At 43.2% G+C, this 19421-nt stretch carries 12 protein-coding genes and 3 tRNA genes; 7 read left to right on the forward strand and 8 right to left on the reverse strand.

The window, feature by feature from the left end:
• Positions 1–77 precede the first annotated feature (77 nt).
• Positions 78–926 carry a mechanosensitive ion channel family protein gene (locus VPNCDNU1_RS23170; protein WP_104402543.1) on the forward strand — a complete coding sequence of 283 codons (849 nt, stop codon included), beginning with the start codon at positions 78–80 and terminating at the stop codon, positions 924–926.
• 261 nt (positions 927–1187) lie between these two features.
• Here the strand turns inward: VPNCDNU1_RS23170 and VPNCDNU1_RS23175 are convergent.
• From VPNCDNU1_RS23175 to VPNCDNU1_RS23185, 3 genes are all read right to left on the reverse strand, one after another.
• Positions 1188–1274 (reverse strand) — tRNA-Leu (locus VPNCDNU1_RS23175).
• A 90-nt stretch (positions 1275–1364) separates the two neighbouring features.
• Positions 1365–1440: transfer RNA gene (locus tag VPNCDNU1_RS23180), tRNA-Gly, on the reverse strand.
• A gap of 3 nt (positions 1441–1443) precedes the next feature.
• Positions 1444–1517 (reverse strand) — tRNA-Cys (locus VPNCDNU1_RS23185).
• A 436-nt stretch (positions 1518–1953) separates the two neighbouring features.
• On the opposite strand from VPNCDNU1_RS23185, the gene VPNCDNU1_RS23190 reads away from it, so the two are divergent.
• Positions 1954–4017, forward strand: coding sequence for a GGDEF domain-containing protein (locus VPNCDNU1_RS23190; RefSeq protein WP_104402544.1), 2064 nt, complete (start codon positions 1954–1956; stop codon positions 4015–4017).
• Between the two features lie 63 nt (positions 4018–4080).
• Here VPNCDNU1_RS23190 and pgsA read toward each other — a convergent pair whose 3' ends face one another.
• Genes pgsA through uvrY form a run of 3 tightly spaced genes read right to left on the reverse strand, consistent with a single transcriptional unit; the run spans position 4081 to position 7165 of the window.
• Complete coding sequence (gene pgsA, locus VPNCDNU1_RS23195) at positions 4081–4638, reverse strand: CDP-diacylglycerol--glycerol-3-phosphate 3-phosphatidyltransferase (RefSeq protein ID WP_104402545.1); 558 nt, start codon at positions 4636–4638, stop codon at positions 4081–4083.
• Between the two features lie 50 nt (positions 4639–4688).
• Positions 4689–6521 (reverse strand): excinuclease ABC subunit UvrC, encoded by a 1833-nt coding sequence (gene uvrC / locus VPNCDNU1_RS23200; RefSeq protein WP_104402546.1) that lies wholly within the window; start codon positions 6519–6521, stop codon positions 4689–4691.
• Positions 6521–7165, reverse strand: a complete 645-nt coding sequence (gene uvrY / locus VPNCDNU1_RS23205) for a UvrY/SirA/GacA family response regulator transcription factor (protein ID WP_104402547.1) — start codon at positions 7163–7165, stop codon at positions 6521–6523. Before uvrY ends, uvrC begins: the two co-directional genes overlap by 1 nt.
• Before the next feature lie 506 nt (positions 7166–7671).
• Between uvrY and VPNCDNU1_RS23210 the strand changes: the two genes are divergently transcribed.
• Entirely contained in the window at positions 7672–10035 is a 2364-nt protein-coding gene (locus tag VPNCDNU1_RS23210) for a DNA polymerase II (protein WP_104402548.1), read from the forward strand.
• A gap of 126 nt (positions 10036–10161) precedes the next feature.
• Here the strand turns inward: VPNCDNU1_RS23210 and VPNCDNU1_RS23215 are convergent, their stop codons facing one another.
• Complete coding sequence (locus tag VPNCDNU1_RS23215) at positions 10162–12759, reverse strand: CHASE3 domain-containing protein (protein WP_145959481.1); 2598 nt, start codon at positions 12757–12759, stop codon at positions 10162–10164.
• Positions 12760–13226: 467 nt separating this feature from the next.
• On the opposite strand from VPNCDNU1_RS23215, the gene VPNCDNU1_RS23220 reads away from it, so the two are divergent.
• From VPNCDNU1_RS23220 to VPNCDNU1_RS23235, 4 genes are all read left to right on the forward strand, one after another.
• Positions 13227–13667 (forward strand): ATP-dependent zinc protease family protein, encoded by a 441-nt coding sequence (locus VPNCDNU1_RS23220; RefSeq protein WP_101111394.1) that lies wholly within the window; start codon positions 13227–13229, stop codon positions 13665–13667.
• Entirely contained in the window at positions 13667–14572 is a 906-nt protein-coding gene (gene rimK / locus VPNCDNU1_RS23225; protein WP_104402550.1) for a 30S ribosomal protein S6--L-glutamate ligase, read from the forward strand. Before VPNCDNU1_RS23220 ends, rimK begins: the two co-directional genes overlap by 1 nt.
• A complete protein-coding gene (locus tag VPNCDNU1_RS23230; RefSeq protein WP_104402551.1) occupies positions 14532–15620 on the forward strand; it encodes a succinylglutamate desuccinylase/aspartoacylase family protein in 1089 nt (362 codons plus the stop codon). The genes rimK and VPNCDNU1_RS23230 overlap by 41 nt, the downstream gene beginning before the upstream one ends.
• Before the next feature lie 173 nt (positions 15621–15793).
• Complete coding sequence (locus VPNCDNU1_RS23235) at positions 15794–17164, forward strand: L-serine ammonia-lyase (RefSeq protein ID WP_104402552.1); 1371 nt, start codon at positions 15794–15796, stop codon at positions 17162–17164.
• Positions 17165–17231: 67 nt separating this feature from the next.
• Here VPNCDNU1_RS23235 and VPNCDNU1_RS23240 read toward each other — a convergent pair whose 3' ends face one another.
• Positions 17232–19325 (reverse strand): PTS sugar transporter subunit IIC/EAL domain-containing protein, encoded by a 2094-nt coding sequence (locus VPNCDNU1_RS23240; protein WP_104402553.1) that lies wholly within the window; start codon positions 19323–19325, stop codon positions 17232–17234.
• Positions 19326–19421: the final 96 nt, after the last annotated feature.

Raw genomic sequence — 19421 nt, forward strand, 5'->3', positions numbered from 1 at the left:
CCCAAACCTCGTTTGAGGTTTGGGCAGAGTATAAAAGAAGTGAAGTCATACAGAAGGCGCATAGCAGGAGAAATTTAATGGAAGTCTTGAATCAAGCTGTCGGCTTTCTTGCAGAAAATAAACTCATATCTAGTGCACTGCTGATTCTGCTCATTGTATTGGTTAGAAGAATCATCATTTCTTTGATCCGAGGTGACGTCAACTTCCTCACCGAGGACCAAAGAAAATGGATTTCTCGTACTAAAAACAGTGCCTTTTCAGTCATTATTATTACGCTGTTTTTATTATGGCAATCTGAAATCAGTGAATTTGCACTGTCACTTACCGCAATTGCCGTTGCAGTTGTTGTCGCATCTAAAGAAATTATTCTGTGTTTCACAGGATCGATTCAAAGGGCAAGCTCTCGTTCATTTAGAATTGGTGATTGGATTGAGGTTGGTAACCTTTGCGGGGAAGTGATTGAGCACAACTTAATGGCAACGGTGATTCAAGAAATCGATTTGCACCACGGTAACTATAACTACACAGGAAAAACGGCAACACTACCAAACAGCATGTTTTTCAGTGTTCCCGTGAAAAACCTAAATTTCATGAAACGCTATGTTTACCACAGTTTTAATATTGTGGTTGGCGAGTTTCGCAATCTTTACCCTATGTTCCCTAGCCTATTGGCAAAAATTGATGACCACTGCGAAGACTTTATAGACGTCGCTAAACGATACAACGTTGTCATCGAACGTCATGCTGGCGTCGATTTACCCGGTGCGGAGCCACATATCTCCATATCTAGCGCGAATACTGGCGAACAAATTGTTCATTTCATGCTTTTTTGCCCAACAGATCGTGCATTTGAAATTGAGCAACTGATTCGTGAAGATTTTATGGCCATGTACCAACGCCATTTCGGTCAGAAAAACACTGCGTAACTCGGGCTAAAACATTAGCGATACTTCGATTGGAATACCGCGTGCTACATATAAGAAACCAAGCCAGTCGCTTGGTTTTTTTGTTGTACTGATGTTTAATTTTTTGGATAGTTCAAAACAAAAAAACCTCGACATTTCTGTCGAGGTTTCAAAACTTTGGAACAATACACATGGTGTATGTTCTTCAAGGTATAAGAATGACTTTAACCTTGGAAAAGATACGCTCTACTAGCCAAGCTAGTGTCGCAAATATTCAAGAGATGGTGCCCCGGGCCGGACTTGAACCGGCACAGCGCGAACGCCGAGGGATTTTAAATCCCTTGTGTCTACCAATTCCACCACCAGGGCACACAATATTCATTGTGATGGAGACACCATCTTGATATCGCAGTAAAGCCATATCATTTTAATTTGATGAAACATCATCAAACAAAAATTTGGAGCGACACACGAGGTTCGAACTCGTGACCTCAACCTTGGCAAGGTTGCGCTCTACCAGCTGAGCTAGTGTCGCAAATGGAGGCGCGTCCCGGAGTCGAACCGAGGTCCACGGATTTGCAATCCGCTGCATAGCCACTCTGCCAACACGCCTTCAACTCAATTCGAAGAACTTGAATCAGTTCCTCTTGAGTACGGGGAGGCATTCTACGCATTCCCGCGAGAGCGTCAACTGTATTTTTTAGTTTTTTGATTCGTTTGGCTATTTTCCAGTCAAAACACGCAAAACAATCATTTTAATCATCGCATGGCTAGGCTCTGTTGACCTTACGAGAGTACTCCTCAGGCATTTTGCATCACAGTATAGAAGGCAAAGAGATAAGCTTTGTACCGGGTATAGATTACTCAGTGAAGCTGCGGAGTACCAACAATCGATAACACCGAAATTTAGAACCTTTTCGCCGTTAACAATGTCGATTTCATCAATCAGCTCATTAGCCAAGTATTAATTGTGAGTTTTTCGACCAATCTTATATTTTTAAAAGTACGAGGTGCTATAATCTGCGCCTTATTATGATAGGGACCGTCAATGAATAACTCGCAATGGCAAACGGATCTTCTGCAACGTGTACGCAATGTTTTCACCTCTGCCTCAGCAGAAGAAGTGATAGAACGGCAGCAAAAAATTCGCGAGTTATCAGAAAAGTACGGTCATTCTATTCCTGTAGAGTTTCAATCTTTCTTTAGTGCCTACGCTCTTTATCGAGGCGGTAAGTTAATTCCCGCACTAAAGGAATTCTTTGATTGTGTATCCCTTTGCCAAACCCACCAACAGCATTACCTTCTTCTTATTGCCTACTTCAATATTGGGACCATATTTGGGTTACTCGGCGATCACTCTCATGCCAGCGAATTTCTAACTAAGGCTGAGAGGATTCATAAGTACGGTGACAAGCGCCTAGTATCTCTAGTTAAAAACAATATTGGCGATCTATTTGCTGCGGTAGGGCAACACCAGAATGCGATTAAATACTTTACTGAGGCCATTAAAGGCCTGAAAGAGGACGAGTTCCAATTTTCACTGATTTCCTACATAAATTTAGCGGGATCTCATATCGAATTGAATCAATACGAAGAAGCGAAATCCATTTTCGATATCATTGAAACTCATGCTTCTGGAAATGTTCGATATCTCAGCTTTTACTATCAAAGAAAAGCAAAGTACTACATCTCAATTAAAGAAATTGAATTGGCGAAGCAACAGCTCGACTTTGCATTAGAAGCCATTAAACAATGCAAAAACGATTACTATTTATCAGAAATGACGCTCGATTATTGTGAGCTTTTACTTGCACAATCCAATTGGGACGAGCTAGACAATCATCTAGAAGACGGGCTTTCATTAGCACGAGAGATTGGTGCCAACAAGCTGATTGATAAATTCAATCATATCCTGTTATCTCGAGTTGAACAGATGCCATCTGGCGAAGAGCGAGATCAGCACTATCAATTGATGTTTGCATCGCTTCAAAAATCTCGCGAGTCGGCGATAACACGAGAGCGTGACTATTTAAGCCAGATATACCAGTTAAATATGGACAGGCTGGCATTAGAATCAGCGCAAGACATCAATAAGAACCTTCGTTTAATCAATAAAATCGGGCAATACCTCAGCACATGCGACAATTTTAAAGATGTTATCTTTCAACTAGTAGCAGACTTAAAAGGCTTGTTTAAAGTCGGCACTTTGGCCATCGGTTTTTATCAACCAAAACGCAATCGTATTTTTGTTGAGCATTACTATGAAGACAGCGAAATAAAAGACTCGCATTACATCGACTTCTCAGAGCAAGCAACATTTTTCGAATACTGCGGGAAAAACAAGTGCCCTCTCTACTTCAACGACATGACCATAGATAAAAAAGTAGCCATGTTAGGCAGCTCTGCAAAACACGGAAACAAAAACTCGTTGTTATTCGCCCCTATTACAATAAGTGGTGAGGTAAACGCAATATTTACCATCCAAGCTGGTGATTGTTATGCGTATCAAACTTATCAGTATGAACTTTTTCTCCAGCTAACAAATTACCTTTCCATTGCACTTGAGAACCAGATAAACCGAAAGAAGTTGACACTGCTTTCTCAAACCGATCACTTAACAAGGCTTTGGAATCGCCAATCGCTTGACGCCCATTATCTCGATCTGCAAAAACAGAGTGTTGCTGAGTACAGCATCGTAATGATCGACATTGATTGTTATAAACAATTAAATGATTACTACGGGCATGTGGAAGGAGATAAGGTATTAGTGGCGCTAACACAGTTGATAAAGGGAAATTTTGAGCTGTTAGATGCCAAATGTTATCGCTATGGCGGCGATGAGTTTGTTGTGGTTATTCCGAATCAGAACGTAGCATCTGTGACTCAAACGGTCCAGAACATACAACACTCTTTGTTTGAATTGAAAATACCGAATAAACATTCTTACTGCGCTGATCGTGTTTCGCTCTCTATTGGTGTAGCACACTTTTTTCACAGCGCATTAGACGTTAGTCTTTCTGATTCGTTACATCACGCCGACACGGCTCTCTATCACGCCAAGCGTAGTGGAAGAAATCAGTTTGCAGTATCACAAATTAAAAAAGCGGATTAATCATCCGCTTTTTTTGAATCTTTTTAGAGACCGACTTTCGACCACCAATAATTCAATTGAACTCTATTGATGCTTCTCGTCCAGTAAGTCATCTTTTGCCGCAACTAAATACTGCATCATTGACCAATAGGTTAGGATCGTCGCGAAGTACAGAGCAGCGTAGCCTAGCCATACCATCCAGTCGTCATAGCGCCAAATAAGAACCCATAGAGCAAACATTTGCGCTAACGTTTTCACTTTACCTACCCAAGAGACAGCAACACTAGAACGTTTGCCTATCTCAGCCATCCACTCGCGTAGCGCTGAAATGATAATTTCTCGGGCAATCATGGTAATGGCCGGAATAGTAATCCACCACGTAGCGTAATGTTCTGTTATGAGAATGAGTGCTGTCGCCACCATCACTTTGTCGGCAACAGGATCTAAGAACGCACCAAAACGTGAAGTTTGCCCTAGCTTACGTGCCAGCATGCCATCAAGCCAATCGGTGAATCCAGCAACCCAAAACACCATTGCCGCAGCAAAAGGAGCCCACGATGCGGGGATATAAAACACAATGACAAATACAGGAATCAGTACTAATCGAAGTAAGGTAAGGATGTTCGGTATGGTAAAACGCATATATTTTTTAGGCTCTTAGACATTGCGCGCTTAATGGTGCGTCAAAACGGTTATTGTTTCAATGCTTGATGAATGTTTTCTGCCAAAGAAAGGCTAATACCGGGAACTTTGGCTATTTCTTCAACACTTGCACGTTTAAGCTCCTGTAATCCACCCATGTATTTGAGTAATGCTTGGCGTCGTTTGGGTCCAACACCTTCAATTCCTTCAAGTGCACTGGTTCTTCTGGTTTTTCCACGCTTGGCTCTGTGCCCAGCAATGGCATGGTTGTGGCTTTCGTCTCGTATGTGTTGAATAAGGTGTAGCGCTGGCTCATCTGTCGCCATGTTAAATTCATCACCATCGGTCGTAATCATGGTCTCTAAACCTGGTTTACGCGTTATCCCCTTTGCTATGCCAATGAGTCTTGGTCGCTTTGGCCAATCACCCCAATGTTGTGAAATGATCTCGTGAGCACGATTAAGCTGCCCTTTACCGCCATCAATAAAGACAATATCGGGAATTTTTTCCACATCCAATTGCTTTGAGTAACGTCTCTCAAGTACTTGCCCCATTGCTGCGTAGTCATCTCCGCCAGTAATCCCTTCAATGTTATAACGGCGGTATTCTTGCTTCACGGGTCCTTCTCGGTTAAATACGACACAAGATGCAATGGTACTCTCCCCCATTGTATGGCTGATATCAAAACACTCCATACGTTGAATAGAATCCATACCGAGATGTTCTTGCAGCGCTTTAACGCGCTGGTTAATGGTCATCTTGTGGTTGATTTTGGTCGTAATTGCCGTTAGTGCATTGGTATTCGCCAACTTAAGGTAACGAGATCTCGTCCCTTTAGGGTTAGTTTGAATCGTGATTTTCCTACCGGCAATCTCGGAAAGTATGTCTTGGAAAGGCTCTGCATCTTCAAACAAGTCTTGCTCTAAGATAAGCCGTGAAGGGATGGTTCTCGCCTCGTTATGGCTTAAGTAATATTGGCTCAAAAAGCTATGGAAGACTTCATGCCTATCAGTATTGTTTGGAATTTTTGGAAAATGGCTACGACTTCCCAACACCTTACCTTGGCGAACCATGAGAATATGGATGCAAGCTACGCCATTCTCTTGCGCAAAGCCAAGAACATCTAAGTCATCCATCGAATCTTCAGACACAAATTGTTGCTCTTGCACGCGCCGTATAGCTTGAATTTGATCACGAAGTGAAGCGGCATCTTCAAACCGCAGTTCCATGCTGGCTTTTTCCATTTTGGAAACAAGGGTTTCGACAACCTGCTTATCTTTCCCATGTAAGAACAGACGCACGTAATTGACGATCTCTGCGTATTCTTCGTCGGAAATGATGCTTGATACACAAGGCGCAGCACAACGACCGATTTGGTACATCAAGCACGGTCTTGTTCGGTTGCTGTATACCGTGTCTTCACATTGCCTAACGGGGAAAATCTTTTGGATCAGGTGTAATGTTTCTCGAACGGCACCAGAATCTGGATAAGGACCAAAATATTCGCCTTTACGCTTTTTAGATCCTCTGTGCATTGATATCCGAGGGTGCTTATGACCACTCAAAAAGATGTATGGGTAGGACTTATCATCCCTAAGCAGTACGTTGTACTTGGGAAGATACTGTTTTATATAGTTGTGCTCTAAGATGAGCGCTTCTGTCTCGGTGTGAGTAACCGTGACGTCTATTTTGTCAATGTGGCTGACTAGCGCACGCGTCTTTTCGTTATCGACTTTTTTGCGAAAATAACTTGAGAGGCGTTTCTTAAGATCTTTAGCTTTACCGACATAAATTACCGTCGACTCGGCGTTATACATTCTGTATACGCCGGGTTGACTGGTAACGGTATTAAGAAAGGAACCGGAATCGAACGTCTGAGACACTACAACGTCTCAGTGTCGATCATTCCGTGACGAATGGCTAAGTGGGTCAATTCAACATCGCCGCTAATATCCAGCTTGCTGAAAAGACGGTATCGGTAACTGTTCACCGTTTTAGGACTCAGACTTAATTGCTCTGAAATGTCAGTTACTTTTTGCCCCTTAGTAATCATCATCATGATTTGAAGCTCTCGTTCCGAAAGGTCTTTAAAAGGATTTTCAGATGCGGAAGAGAACTGGCTTAACGCCATTTGTTGCGCTATTTCAGGTGAAATATAACGCTGTCCAGAATGCACCATTCGAATGGCGTTCACCATTTCGTCTGGTCCTGCTCCTTTTGTCAGATACCCTGCCGCTCCCGCCTGCATTACTTTGGTTGGGAAAGGGTTCTCTGTATGCACTGTTAGTACAATGATTTTTACATCGGGGTTAAATCGAAGCACTTTCTTTGTGGCTTCTAAACCGCCAATGCCTGGCATGTTCATATCCATTAAAACAACGTCAGCATGGTTACTTCTGCACCACTTGACGGCTTCTTCACCGCTGTCAGCTTCCCCTGCTACGTTCATACCACGGACGTCTTCAATAATACGTCGTATCCCTGTGCGAACCAGCTCGTGATCATCTACAAGGAAAACATTAATCAAACTTGTATCTCCACACTAATTTTTTTGGTTCTAGCTATGTTTTTAATTCACCATCCAGTGAACCAATCACATAAATATCAGATGAACTCATCATATCGCAATTCTGGCTTAAAAATTACAACGAATATGCGTCCTAACGCAAACTTTAGTCATAACTTATAATCAGAGGCGTTAAGTCGCCCTCCATTTGAATCAAATTCCACCGTTTGTTGTAGGAATTTTAGTCACCTATGGAAGAGAATGCGAATTAACACTTTATTGATGTTTCAGTAATACCAAGTTAACGTCTTAAATTCCATTAAATAATCCGACGCAGACCTCATAAATTAAAATTCTAATTTATAACCAAACTACAAAAACCAGATGGCACAGATGTTATGTCTGCTAAATAAATGCAACCATGCTCTTACCTGTCGCGCGGACAAAATCTCATGGGTAGCACACCTTTAGTGGACTCAGGTATACTTCTTCAGTATCTGTATAGCCCATTTACAAAGGCACAAAGTTTGACCGTTCAAGATGGATTTGTTTTAACAAGACAAGCACGTGATGTGTCTGGAAAGGCGCAAGTCGATTTATGGCTAAATACAGATACTGGTCCCGTTCATGTTGTCATCCCCAACCAGAAGCCTGTCTTTTTTATTGAGACTGAACAGAGCATATTAGCCTCCGACCTAATCAGCGATGCTCATATTGAACATCAAATTAAGCCATTGCCACTCAAAACATTCGACCAAATACCCACATCTGGCGTTTACTTTTCTTCTATCAAAAATGCCAATGCCGCTTCTCAAATTCTTGCTAGTAATGAGCTGATTACGTACGAATCGGATGTACGACTTGCTGACCGATACCTCATGGAGCGCTTCATACAAGGTAGTATTCAGTTTCAAGGGAAATTAGTACCGAAGCGAGATCACAACCAATACCTGAGTGCTCAGTGTAAAAACGGCACCTATCACCCTACTCTGACTCAAGTATCGCTCGATCTAGAATGCAGCGAGAAAGGCATTCTCTATTCCGTTGGATTGGACAGTGTCATGGATAGCCGTGTAATCATGATTGGAACGCCCGAACCCTGTGACACTGCGGTTCAATGGGTAGAAAATGAATTTCAGCTTCTGCAAGCTATGTGTGAATGGTTTACCCAATTTGATCCAGACATCATTGTTGGTTGGAGTGTCATCGATTTTGATTTTCGATTACTGCATAAACGTTGTGAATGGCACAACCTCCCATTAAGAATCGGGCGCGGTGGGCAAACGGCACATTTCCGTCAATCGAATACCACAAACCAAAGCTTCATCCGCATACCCGGTCGCGTCGTTCTCGATGGAATCGACACTCTAAAAACGGCAACGTATCACTTTCGTTCTTGGTCGTTAGAGTCCGTATCACAAGAATTGCTTGGAGAAGGGAAAGACATTCATAACGTCCATGATCGTATGGATGAAATCAACAGAATGTTTAGAGAAGATAAGCCGTCGCTAGCCAAATACAATTTGCAAGACTGTAAGCTGGTTAATCGAATTTTTGAACATACCCATTTGCTCGAATTCGCTATAGAACGCTCAAAACTAACGGGTGTCGAGCTAGATAGGGTTGGCGGTTCGGTAGCAGCGTTTACCAACTTATACTTACCTCGACTTCATCGTGCTAACTATACAGCCCCAAACCTTCAGGCAGAGAATTGGCTCGCAAGCCCTGGCGGTTATGTCATGGACTCGGTTCCAGGACTATACGACTCTGTACTCGTTCTCGATTTCAAAAGTCTATACCCTTCCATTATTCGTAGCTTTCTTATCGACCCATTGGGATTAATTGAAGGGCTTAAACTCGATATTGGTAATACTCAAGATTCCGCCGTTGAAGGGTTTCGCGGTGGGCAGTTTCATCGTGAAAAACACTTTTTACCTAAAATGATCGAACAGCTATGGGCGGCAAGAGACGTAGCAAAAAAGAATAATGAGAAAGCATTCTCGCAAGCCATTAAAATTATTATGAACTCCTTTTACGGAGTGCTCGGTTCTTCTGGCTGTCGTTTTTTTGATACACGTCTTGCTTCCTCTATCACTATGCGCGGTCATGAGATCATGAAGCAAACTCGTACCCTAATTGAAGAAAAAGGTTACCAAGTTATCTATGGTGACACAGACTCCACATTTGTAGCCTTAAACAAACCGCACTCTCAAAAAGATGCCGACGTCATTGGGCATACTCTCGTTAACCATATTAATGAATGGTGGACATCTCATCTCACGTCAGAATTCGGTGTAACCTCTCATTTAGAACTGGAATACGAAACGCATTATCGGAAATTCTTGATGCCCACGATTCGGGGGTCGGAAGCCGGATCCAAAAAACGTTATGCTGGTTTGATTGGTGAGGGGCTCGACGAGAAAATCATCTTCAAAGGTCTAGAAAGTGCCAGAACCGACTGGACGCCACTTTCTCAAGAATTCCAGCAAACCTTGTACGATATGGTGTTCCATGACAAGGATCCGGAAGATTACATTCGTGAGTACGTTGAAAAAACTCAAAATGGATCGTTCGACCATCAACTTGTTTACCAAAAAAGATTGCGTCGAAAACTGGCGGATTATCAAAAAAACATTCCTCCTCAAGTTCGAGCTGCACGGTTAGCCGATGAAAAAAACGCTGCCCTTGGTCGACCACTGCAATATCAAAACAAAGGTAGAATTGAATACGTCATTACATTGAATGGTCCTGAGCCAAACGAGTATTTACAAAGCCCTATCGACTATCAGCACTACATAGACAAGCAGCTAAAACCTGTAGCAGACGCTATTCTCCCATTTATTGGTTTAGACTTTGAAAGCATGAATGCGCCGCAGCTTGGACTTTTCTAGGGGCCAGCCTCAAAAGAGCTATAGCCATAAGAGTGCGAAAGCCAAAAAATACAAGTAGAAGAGCCAGACAATGTCTGGCTCTTCTACACTTAATCGAAAAACTAACTCAGCGTAAATGCGTTAAAATTAAGCACCTACTTTAAACTGTGCCACCAGCGTTTTCAGCTTATCAGTTTGAGAAGACAAATCTCTCGCCGAAGACGCCGCTTGATTCGCTTGGCTGTTGGCATTTTTAGACACTTCGGAAACCGTTTCAACGCTTTCACGTACTGCTGCACTTGCATTGGCTTGTTCTTCCGACGCCGCCGCGATGCTGTCTATCATCGTGGCAACCGCTTCGGCACCTGCAACAATATCTTCTAAGCTTGTTCCTGCTTTACCTGCCAGTTCCACCCCTTCTTCAACATGGCTTGTGCCAGCATTCATTCTGTCAACTGCTAGCTTAGTTTCACTTTGAATTGCTTCGATTGAGCCTGCAATTTCTTCCGTCGCTGTCGTGGTTCTATCAGCCAACGTTCTCACTTCATCCGCAACCACAGCAAAACCTCGCCCTGCTTCGCCTGCACGTGCCGCCTCGATAGCCGCATTCAAAGCAAGCAAGTTGGTTTGCTCGGCAATGTCATTGATTACGTTAATAATATCGCCAATTTCGGAACCGCGTTTACCCAATTCAGCCACGCTTTTCGAAGACGCCATTACCGCTTCGTTAATGGAGCTCATACCCTGTATGGTATTTCGAACAATATCACCACCTGAATTTGCGGTAACCCCAGCTTCTTTTGCGCTGCTTGTTGCGTCAGTCGATTGCTTAGCGACTTCGGCAACGCTTTGCATCATTTCATCGATCGACGTTGAAATATGTTCCACTTGTTCAGCTTGAAGGTCGAGGTCTCGTGCCATTTGCTCACTTGTCTGCGCAATTTCATGCGTCCCTTCAGCCACTTGATTTGTCGTTGAAAGGACTTCTTGCATGGCTTGTTTGGTTTTAGAAACCGCTTGATTGAAGTTTTCTGACATTTTGCCCAACTCATCTTGAGAGTCCACGGCAATATTCACGGTTAAATCCCCACCTGCAAGTTTACGCAACCCGTTTGCGACCTCCTCAACAGGTTGAACAATGTTTCTTAGCACAACCCAAGATACGACCCCACCAATAAGCACCGCTGCCAACGTACCGATGACAATTGTGTATGTCGTATTTGCTGTCGCTGTTTCTGCGGCTGCTTGTCTTTGAATCATCAAACTTTCTTCTATTTGAATAAACTCAGCAATTTGCCCTCTAAACTTATCAAAATAGACTTTGCCGCGAGCCTCTCCAACCAACTTCGCAATGTCATTCATTGTTTTGGCATCACCAATTCGAGAGCGAAGCGCAATTGCGGGCTCGGTGACATTCAACCTCCACTCTGAAATCGTTGTTCTGATTTCTTCAAGCAATTTAACTTGTGCCGGGTTATCTCTCACCGTTTTCTTTTGTAAATCTATGCCTTTGTTGAAATTCTGAAAACCCTGCTCATAGGGTGCTAAGAATTCCACCTTTCCGGCTAATAGATAGCCGCGCATACCTGTTTCCATATCCACGGCTGCTGCTTGAATATCGAGTGCTTGCTCTATAACCGTGTGAGTATGCTCTACCCATTTAGCCGATTCATTCAACTCATTAATCGCCGTATTCATTCCTTCGAAACTTTGTGCTGATTCTTTGCTTCTTTCGATAATGAGCTTTTCTTCCTCGGCAATAATCTCGCCAATTTGCGCTCGGAATTTATCAAAATATTGCTTGCCTCGCGCTTGCCCGACCAAATTGGCAATGTAATCCATTGATAGCGCCCCAGAGACCACTCGCTTTCTATCTGCAATGGCGGGCTCTGTGATATTCTCATTCCAGCTTCTGATGTTTTTTTCAATAGCACTGATTCTGGAAACTTGTATTGGGTTATCGCTTACCTTTTCTTTCAGTGCTTTACTGATGTCGAAAAAGCGACTTTTCCCACTGTTGTACGGTTCTAAAAATTCAGTTTTTCCTGCAAGCAAGTACCCGCGCATCCCTGTTTCCATATCAACGGCAGCAGCGGTAAGGTCTAAGGAAAGTCGAATCACCTCATGGGTGTGGTTCACCCATGAATTGTTTGTTTCTAAATCTGAAATGGTTTGATAGGCATTGGCTGAAACCTCTCGTGTCGATTCTTGTCGTGCCTGCAACAACTTATTTTCACGGCTGATAAAGGTAGCAATTTGTTCTCTAAACTTGTCGAAAAATACCTTGCCTCTCGCTTCTCCAACCAAGTCGGCCATGTCATCCATCGTTTTGGCACTGCCAATATCCCGACGTAGTGATATAGCCGGTTCTGTCACATTGGAAATCCACCCATTGATGTTGCTTTGTATCTCGGAAAGGCGTTGAACCTGCGCAGGGTTGTCACTAACGGTTTGTTGCAATTCAGAAACTAAATTGCCGAAGCGAGTTCGTCCATTAACATAGGGCTCTAAAAATGCTTCCTGACCCGCAAGCAGAAAACCTCGCATCCCGGTTTCCATATCCACCGCAGCCCCTTCAATTTTCATGGCTTGCTGTATGACTTTATGCGTGTGGTCCACCATATGACCTGATTCATCTTGGTTATTTGAACTATTAAGTGCAACAACAGAAAGAAAAACCAGCAACACAAGTGGGATACCTGTACCCAGCGATATTTTCCAAGTAAGTGGTAAGTTCTTAAACATAATGAATCCTTAGCCTTGCCGTTGAGCGCTTCGCAGATGTTGTTTTATCAATAAGGTGATGTAGCAACTGCCCTATGCCTGTTAATAGTCGTTGAAATAATCCATGCAAACACTATGGGCAATTGAGCTACCCAATAAAGATATAGACCATGAATCGTGTTTTAGACAATGCTTAAGTGGCTTAATTAAGCTGTCATCTGACCACTAAAGATTGATGTATCAGCTAACTTGCTGAGCTCAATGTAATAGAAACAAAATCGACTTTCCGTTAGCCATCATTTTTTTTAATCCTGAAGACAAAAATGTTTGTATGACGCGTGGAATATTCCTTGTTACATTCGCCACCACTGAGTACCCAAGAGGACAATCATTCTCCTCTACTCAGATTAGTTAGCCGTACTATAAAGGTCTACCGACTAAGTACATCGCTTCATGGCTGTTCCCAGCCCTTACATTAAGTAATCGAAATGAATAAGAAGATCATCGTAGGGTGGCGAGAAGTGCTGAGCCTACCTGAGCTTCGCCTAGATCGTATCAAAGCGAAAATAGACACAGGTGCGCGGACTTCATGCTTGCACGCATATAAGTTGGAAACGTTCATTCAGAACAGCACGCTTTGGGTACGATTTTGGATGCACCCAGTGCAAGGCAACACGGAGCTTAGCCAGGTTTGTGAAGCCAAAGTCATCGATGAACGGATTGTACGGGATTCTGGCGGCCATGAAGAGAAACGATACGTCGTGGAAACTCTACTTTCACTTGGTGGGAAGCAATGGCCCATCGAAATTACATTAACAAACAGAGAAAACATGCGATTCAGAATGTTGCTCGGCAGAACTGCCATGCAAGACCGAATCATTGTTGACCCAACCGAATCATTTTTAGTGCCACTTGAGGAGAAAAAATAGTGAAAATTGGCATCCTTTCTCGTAACGCGTCTTTGTACTCTACTCGCCGTTTAATTGAGGCGGCAAAGGAGCGTGGTCATGAAGTTAAGGTTATTGATGCCCTGCGTTGTTACATGAATATCAACTCAGATAAGCCTGAAGTGCACTTTAAAGGTGAGGAACTGACTGGGTTCGACGCTGTTATCCCAAGAATAGGCGCATCTGTAACGTTTTACGGTACAGCAGTGTTGCGCCAATTCGAAATGATGGGTGTGTTTCCTGTAAACGAGTCAGTGGCAATTACTCGCTCACGCGACAAGTTACGCTCGCTGCAGCTGCTTTCTCGCAAAGGCATTGGTATGCCTGTAACGGGTTTTGCAAGCAAGCCCGATGACGTAAAAGATTTATTAGACATGGTGGGCGGTGCGCCTGTTGTGATCAAACTGCTTGAAGGAACTCAAGGTATTGGTGTGGTTTTGGCAGAAACCAAAAAAGCAGCGGAAAGTGTTATCGAAGCTTTTATGGGGCTGAAAGCCAACATCATGGTTCAAGAGTTTGTAAAGGAAGCTGGCGGTGCAGACATCCGTTGCTTTGTCATCGGTGACAAAGTGATCGCGGCTATGAAGCGTCAAGGCGCTGAAGGTGAATTTCGCTCTAACTTGCATCGTGGGGGAACGGCATCGTTGGTGAAGATCACCCCTGAAGAACGTAAAACAGCCGTCGCAGCGGCTAAAGCGATGGGCTTAAATGTTGCAGGTGTAGATTTGCTGCGCTCTGAGCGTGGCCCTTTAGTAATGGAAGTTAACTCGTCTCCTGGTCTTGAAGGCATTGAAAAAGCAACAGGCAAAGACGTGGCTGGAATGATCATTGATTTCATTGAAAAAAATGCAGCAATTAAAGGAACCAAGACACGTGGCAAAGGCTAAAAGAAATCAGAGCTTTGAATTGCTCAATCACATTACGGAACCAGGTGAACGATCCACGTTTGAACTGGAAGCGGCGAAACTGTATACCCATTCACCGCTCTCGATTCAAATAGAGGTGATCAATGGTAAATACGCGGGTCCCGTTATGATGGTGAATGCTGCTATCCATGGTGATGAGCTCAATGGTGTAGAAATGGTGCGCCAGCTATCGAAGACGATAGATCCCGCTAAACTCAAAGGCACGGTAATCGCTGTGCCTATTGTGAACGTATTCGGGTTTATTCATAAGTCTCGCTATTTGCCTGATCGCCGTGACTTGAATCGCTGTTTTCCGGGTTCAGAAAAAGGGTCGCTCGCTTCTAGAATGGCGTATTCGTTCTTTAGTAAGGTGGCGACTCGCTGCGATATCATTTTGGATCTTCACACGGGTGCCATACACAGAACCAATTTACCTCAAATTAGAGCGAACTTGGACAATGAAGAAACGCTAAGGCTTGCTAAAGCGTTTAATACACCCGTTGTTGTCGATGCAGCACTGCGCGATGGCTCGCTTCGTAGTGAAGCGGAGCGGCTTGGTATTCCAACTTTAACTTACGAGGCTGGCGAAGCGCTCCGATTTGAGCCTATATCTATCAGCGCAGGTTTGCTTGGTATAAAGCGAGTTATGCAAGCAGCAGGCATGTTAAGAGAAAGCCGGAAGAAATACTCAGAGCCTGTGATTGCGAAATCAACAAACTGGATCAGAGCGAATAGCGATGGCATGTTACGCACAGTTGTTACTTTGGGTGAAAAAGTAGCGAAAGATCAGGTACTGGCATACATAAGTTCGCCTCTTGGTGATACAGAAACATGCATCATTGCCCCCAAAGAAGGCATTGTTATCGGGCAACAAACCTTACCATTAGTCAATGAAGGTGATGCCGTATTCCATCTTGCGTTCTTTACTCAAGATACTGAATTAGTTGAACAAGCTGTTGAAAGTTACATTGACGAAATAAGCGATGTTGAAAGCGATATCATCACAACGGGTCAGTTAGCGTTAACTTGAGATTTAACACACTTCCAGATAGGCCTTAATTATGATACCCAGTCAATATGACTGGGTATTTTTTGGCTCTAGCTCCCGATCTAAACCATTGCTCTGCCTCTAACTTTGAATATACGCAAACTCAAAATTACAATTATAGTTAACATATTAATAACAATTACAGTGAGTAATGTATGCTTTCTATATTCGATATCTTCAAAATAGGTGTAGGACCATCTAGCTCGCACACAAATGGTCCTATGATTGCGGGTTATCAATTTGGTCAGAAGTTGATACCGGTTTTACACAAGATATCTCGAATACAAGTTGACCTGTTTGGTTCTCTTTCTCTCACGGGAGTTGGGCATCACACAGACAGAGCGGTATTGTTGGGTTTAATGGGAAATGAACCTTCTAATATCAACATTTCTGACGCAAACCAGCTACTCGTAGAATGCTCGAAAAAGAACAAGCTCTTGCTTTGCGGCAAGCACTCTATCAAGTTTATTCGAGATGAAGATCTCCTGTTTCATAAAAGCGCTTTACCCCTCCATGAGAATGGCATGTCCATTACCGCGTACGATATTGATAATAACGAATGTACCAAAGAAACGTATTACTCTATTGGTGGTGGATTCATCGCCACAGAAGCGCAATTAAATAACCCCAACAGCGACGAAAAGCATGACGTCCCCTACCCTTTTTCGAGTGCAGAAGAATTATTAACCCAAGCGGAGAAAAATGGCTTAAGTCTTGGTGGGCTGATACAAAAAAATGAGCTGGCATATCGCTCCGAAGTCGATTTAGAAAATAAAGCTGAACAAATCTGGGAAGTAATGAGCCAGTGCATGGATAAAGGTTTTGAAACCGAGGGAATATTGGATGGCGGGCTCAACGTAACCCGACGTGCCCCTGCGTTGCTCAAAAAGCTGGAAGCCAATGCGTCGATAGAAACGGATCCAATGGAAGTCATGGACTGGATAAACCTATTCGCTTTCGCCGTCAGTGAAGAGAACGCAGCTGGCGGACAAGTGGTGACTTCCCCTACCAACGGTGCGGCTGGTGTTATACCGGCCGTATTAATGTATTACCACCAATTTTTGCGCCCATTAGACAATAAGCAGATCCGAGACTTTTTAGCCGTTTCTGGCGCAATTGGTATGCTCTACAAAATGAACGCTTCCATCTCCGGTGCCGAGGTCGGCTGCCAAGGCGAGATAGGCGTCTCATCTTCTATGGCGGCCGCTGGATTAACAGCCCTAAGAGGTGGCAGTAATGAACAAATTTGCATTGCAGCAGAAATTGCAATGGAACATTCTCTAGGAATGACCTGCGACCCAATTGGAGGGCTCGTTCAAGTTCCCTGTATTGAAAGAAACGCTATGGGTGCGGTTAAAGCGATCAACGCGTCCAGAATGGCACTCAAACGAACCAGTAAATGTTTAATATCTTTGGATAAAGTTATCGATACCATGTACCGCACTGGTAAAGATATGAATAAAAAATACCGCGAAACATCACTGGGTGGTCTGGCGATGATTCATCTCGCGCCCCCGTGTGAATAACGAAATTCGGGTAACTAAGATGGATTCGGTTAGCTGGTAGCGAAACAACACACGAAAACGAATGGCGTTAAACACGAATTTTTATTTTGCTCTCTTGGTAGTAACGGACAAACTCTTTCCGAGAGAGTGATTTACTGAAATACCAACCTTGTACTGAAATATCGGAATTTAAGGGTACCGCTTCGAGTTGATTGTCTTTCTCTACGCCTTCTACCACTACATTGAGATCCAGTTCCGCTGCTATTCCCAATAAGCTATTAAACACTTTCTTTCCTTTATCACTGTCTAGCGCGATGACAAAACTGCGATCAATTTTAATGGCGTCTATCTCAAATTTATTGAGGTAACTTAAAGAAGAGAATCCTGTACCAAAATCATCGATGTAAATCTTAACCCCTAAAAGGTGTAGTCGATTCAAAGCCATCGTCATTTTACGTTGATCAGAAAGGAGGGTTTGTTCTGTAATTTCAAAATGAATGTTACCTGCATAAGGTGTAACGAGGCGCTCGATTTCTTGTAGCGTCTTTTCGTCCATCAGTGATTGAGGTGTAATGTTAATACTTACCTCTACGTTCACATCTTTTCGGATCCAGTAATCTAAATCGTCAACCACCTTTTTAACAACCCACATATCCAGTTCTTTCATCATTCCGGCTTGCTCTAGCCATGGAATAAATCGATTAGGGTATTCGACATTTCCATGCTTATCTTTAGCTCTAACAAGTGCTTCACACCCACCAATTTCCAAGGTTTCAATATCTATCTGAGGCTGATATTCAAGGCAAAACTCTTTGGTACTGATATTTTCGAGGTGGCTTTCTAAGTGAACTTCATTTCTCACACGGGACTGCATGGTTGATATAGGGTCATCGTTCAATGTCAGTGCTTCTTCTTGTCTCCTTGTGTAGCTTGTATCAAGCGCAGAAAAGTAAATTGCATGCTGTGAATACGAACGTTCTAAGCCCAGAACAAATGGTAGATAGATTAAAGCACCTAGAATGATGTTGAAAACTTGTAAGAAAACAGCTGCGATATCACCATGAGTAGCAATCCATGCGTTCACAATAATGGGGCTATTGAAAGGCAAGGAGACACTTGGCGAAGACACCCAGCCGCTTTCAATAGCAAACATACTCACGGCGACATTCATCATAGGAACCAAGATAAAAGGTACGATTAGTCTTGGATTGAAAATAATCGGGAGCCCAAAGAGCAAAAGCTCGTTCACGTTAATGGCGGCAATAGGAATACTGGCTAACGCGATCACTTTTAAAGACTGTTGTTTGGCGACCATCAGCAAAGCGATAATCAGCGAAAATGTTGCGCCACTTCCACCAATAAACACGAAGCTTCCCATAAACGACAGGTTCATATGATAGAAAGCTTCTCCACCAGAAATCACAACCGAATAATTGAGGTTAATCGCCTCGGTTAGCATTTCAACCATTGGTAACAGCGCGTAATATCCATGAATACCAAAAAACCAAAAAATTGAATTCAAGAAACTAAAAATTAACCCAAATGCATAGGGTTCATTGGCATAGTCGAGCAAGCTCATATCTAAAGATATGATGTTGGATACAAAGGCAATAAAGCCCGTGTTGATAAGAATGGTACAGCCTCCAACCACGATGGCTGGTAATACTAGATTTAGTGACTCTTTCACTATCTGGCCCGCACTGTCTAAGTTGGTTAACGCTAGCCACTTCTGTTTTACTAACCAACTCAATATGGGGACAAAATACAAAGGCGTCGCAACCGCCATGATGACGCTGTACATCAACATGACTTGCTCACTGGGGACAAGTTCTCTAACAACCACCAAATACACCATGGACAGTAGAGATACTGGCGGTCTTGGTAAGCGGTATTGCATCGCAAGAATGTAAGATATTGCGGCGGTGAGAAGAAACGGGAATATTGCGGTAAGCTCGGAGTAAACCGTAAAACTAGCGTCAACCCAAGCGGGTCTGTCATCGTATAAAAAGTCGCCTATCGAGGCAATAAATAAGACGAAGGACGACAGCATTAGGCAAGGAACCATCCATAGCAATCCTTCACGCAGCGCAAGCAACGAAGACCACAAATGCTTAGTGAAGGACTCCTGATTCCCCCAAAGTATCAGCATTTTTAGCTTGTCTGCTCGATTCCATATCTGCATGTCAAATCTCGACAAAATCACCCTAACTAACATTAGCACAAGGTCATTATGAGCCTCTTCCCGAAAATGAGACAGTTCTTTGTTTCGTTCTATACC

The organism is Vibrio penaeicida (assembly GCF_002933855.1).
GTDB lineage: Bacteria > Pseudomonadota > Gammaproteobacteria > Enterobacterales > Vibrionaceae > Vibrio > Vibrio penaeicida_A.

What these genes read in the sequence shown, in the direction of transcription:
- VPNCDNU1_RS23190 (WP_104402544.1), top strand. Translation starts at nt 1,954, where the DNA reads ATGAATAACTCGCAATGGCAAACGGATCTTCTGCAACGTGTACGCAAT.
- pgsA (WP_104402545.1), bottom strand. Translation starts at nt 4,638, where the DNA reads ATGCGTTTTACCATACCGAACATCCTTACCTTACTTCGATTAGTACTG.
- VPNCDNU1_RS23220 (WP_101111394.1), top strand. Translation starts at nt 13,227, where the DNA reads ATGAATAAGAAGATCATCGTAGGGTGGCGAGAAGTGCTGAGCCTACCT.
- VPNCDNU1_RS23215 (WP_145959481.1), bottom strand. Translation starts at nt 12,759, where the DNA reads ATGTTTAAGAACTTACCACTTACTTGGAAAATATCGCTGGGTACAGGT.
- VPNCDNU1_RS23230 (WP_104402551.1), top strand. Translation starts at nt 14,532, where the DNA reads ATGCAGCAATTAAAGGAACCAAGACACGTGGCAAAGGCTAAAAGAAAT.
- VPNCDNU1_RS23170 (WP_104402543.1), top strand. Translation starts at nt 78, where the DNA reads ATGGAAGTCTTGAATCAAGCTGTCGGCTTTCTTGCAGAAAATAAACTC.
- VPNCDNU1_RS23235 (WP_104402552.1), top strand. Translation starts at nt 15,794, where the DNA reads ATGCTTTCTATATTCGATATCTTCAAAATAGGTGTAGGACCATCTAGC.
- VPNCDNU1_RS23240 (WP_104402553.1), bottom strand. Translation starts at nt 19,325, where the DNA reads ATGCAGATATGGAATCGAGCAGACAAGCTAAAAATGCTGATACTTTGG.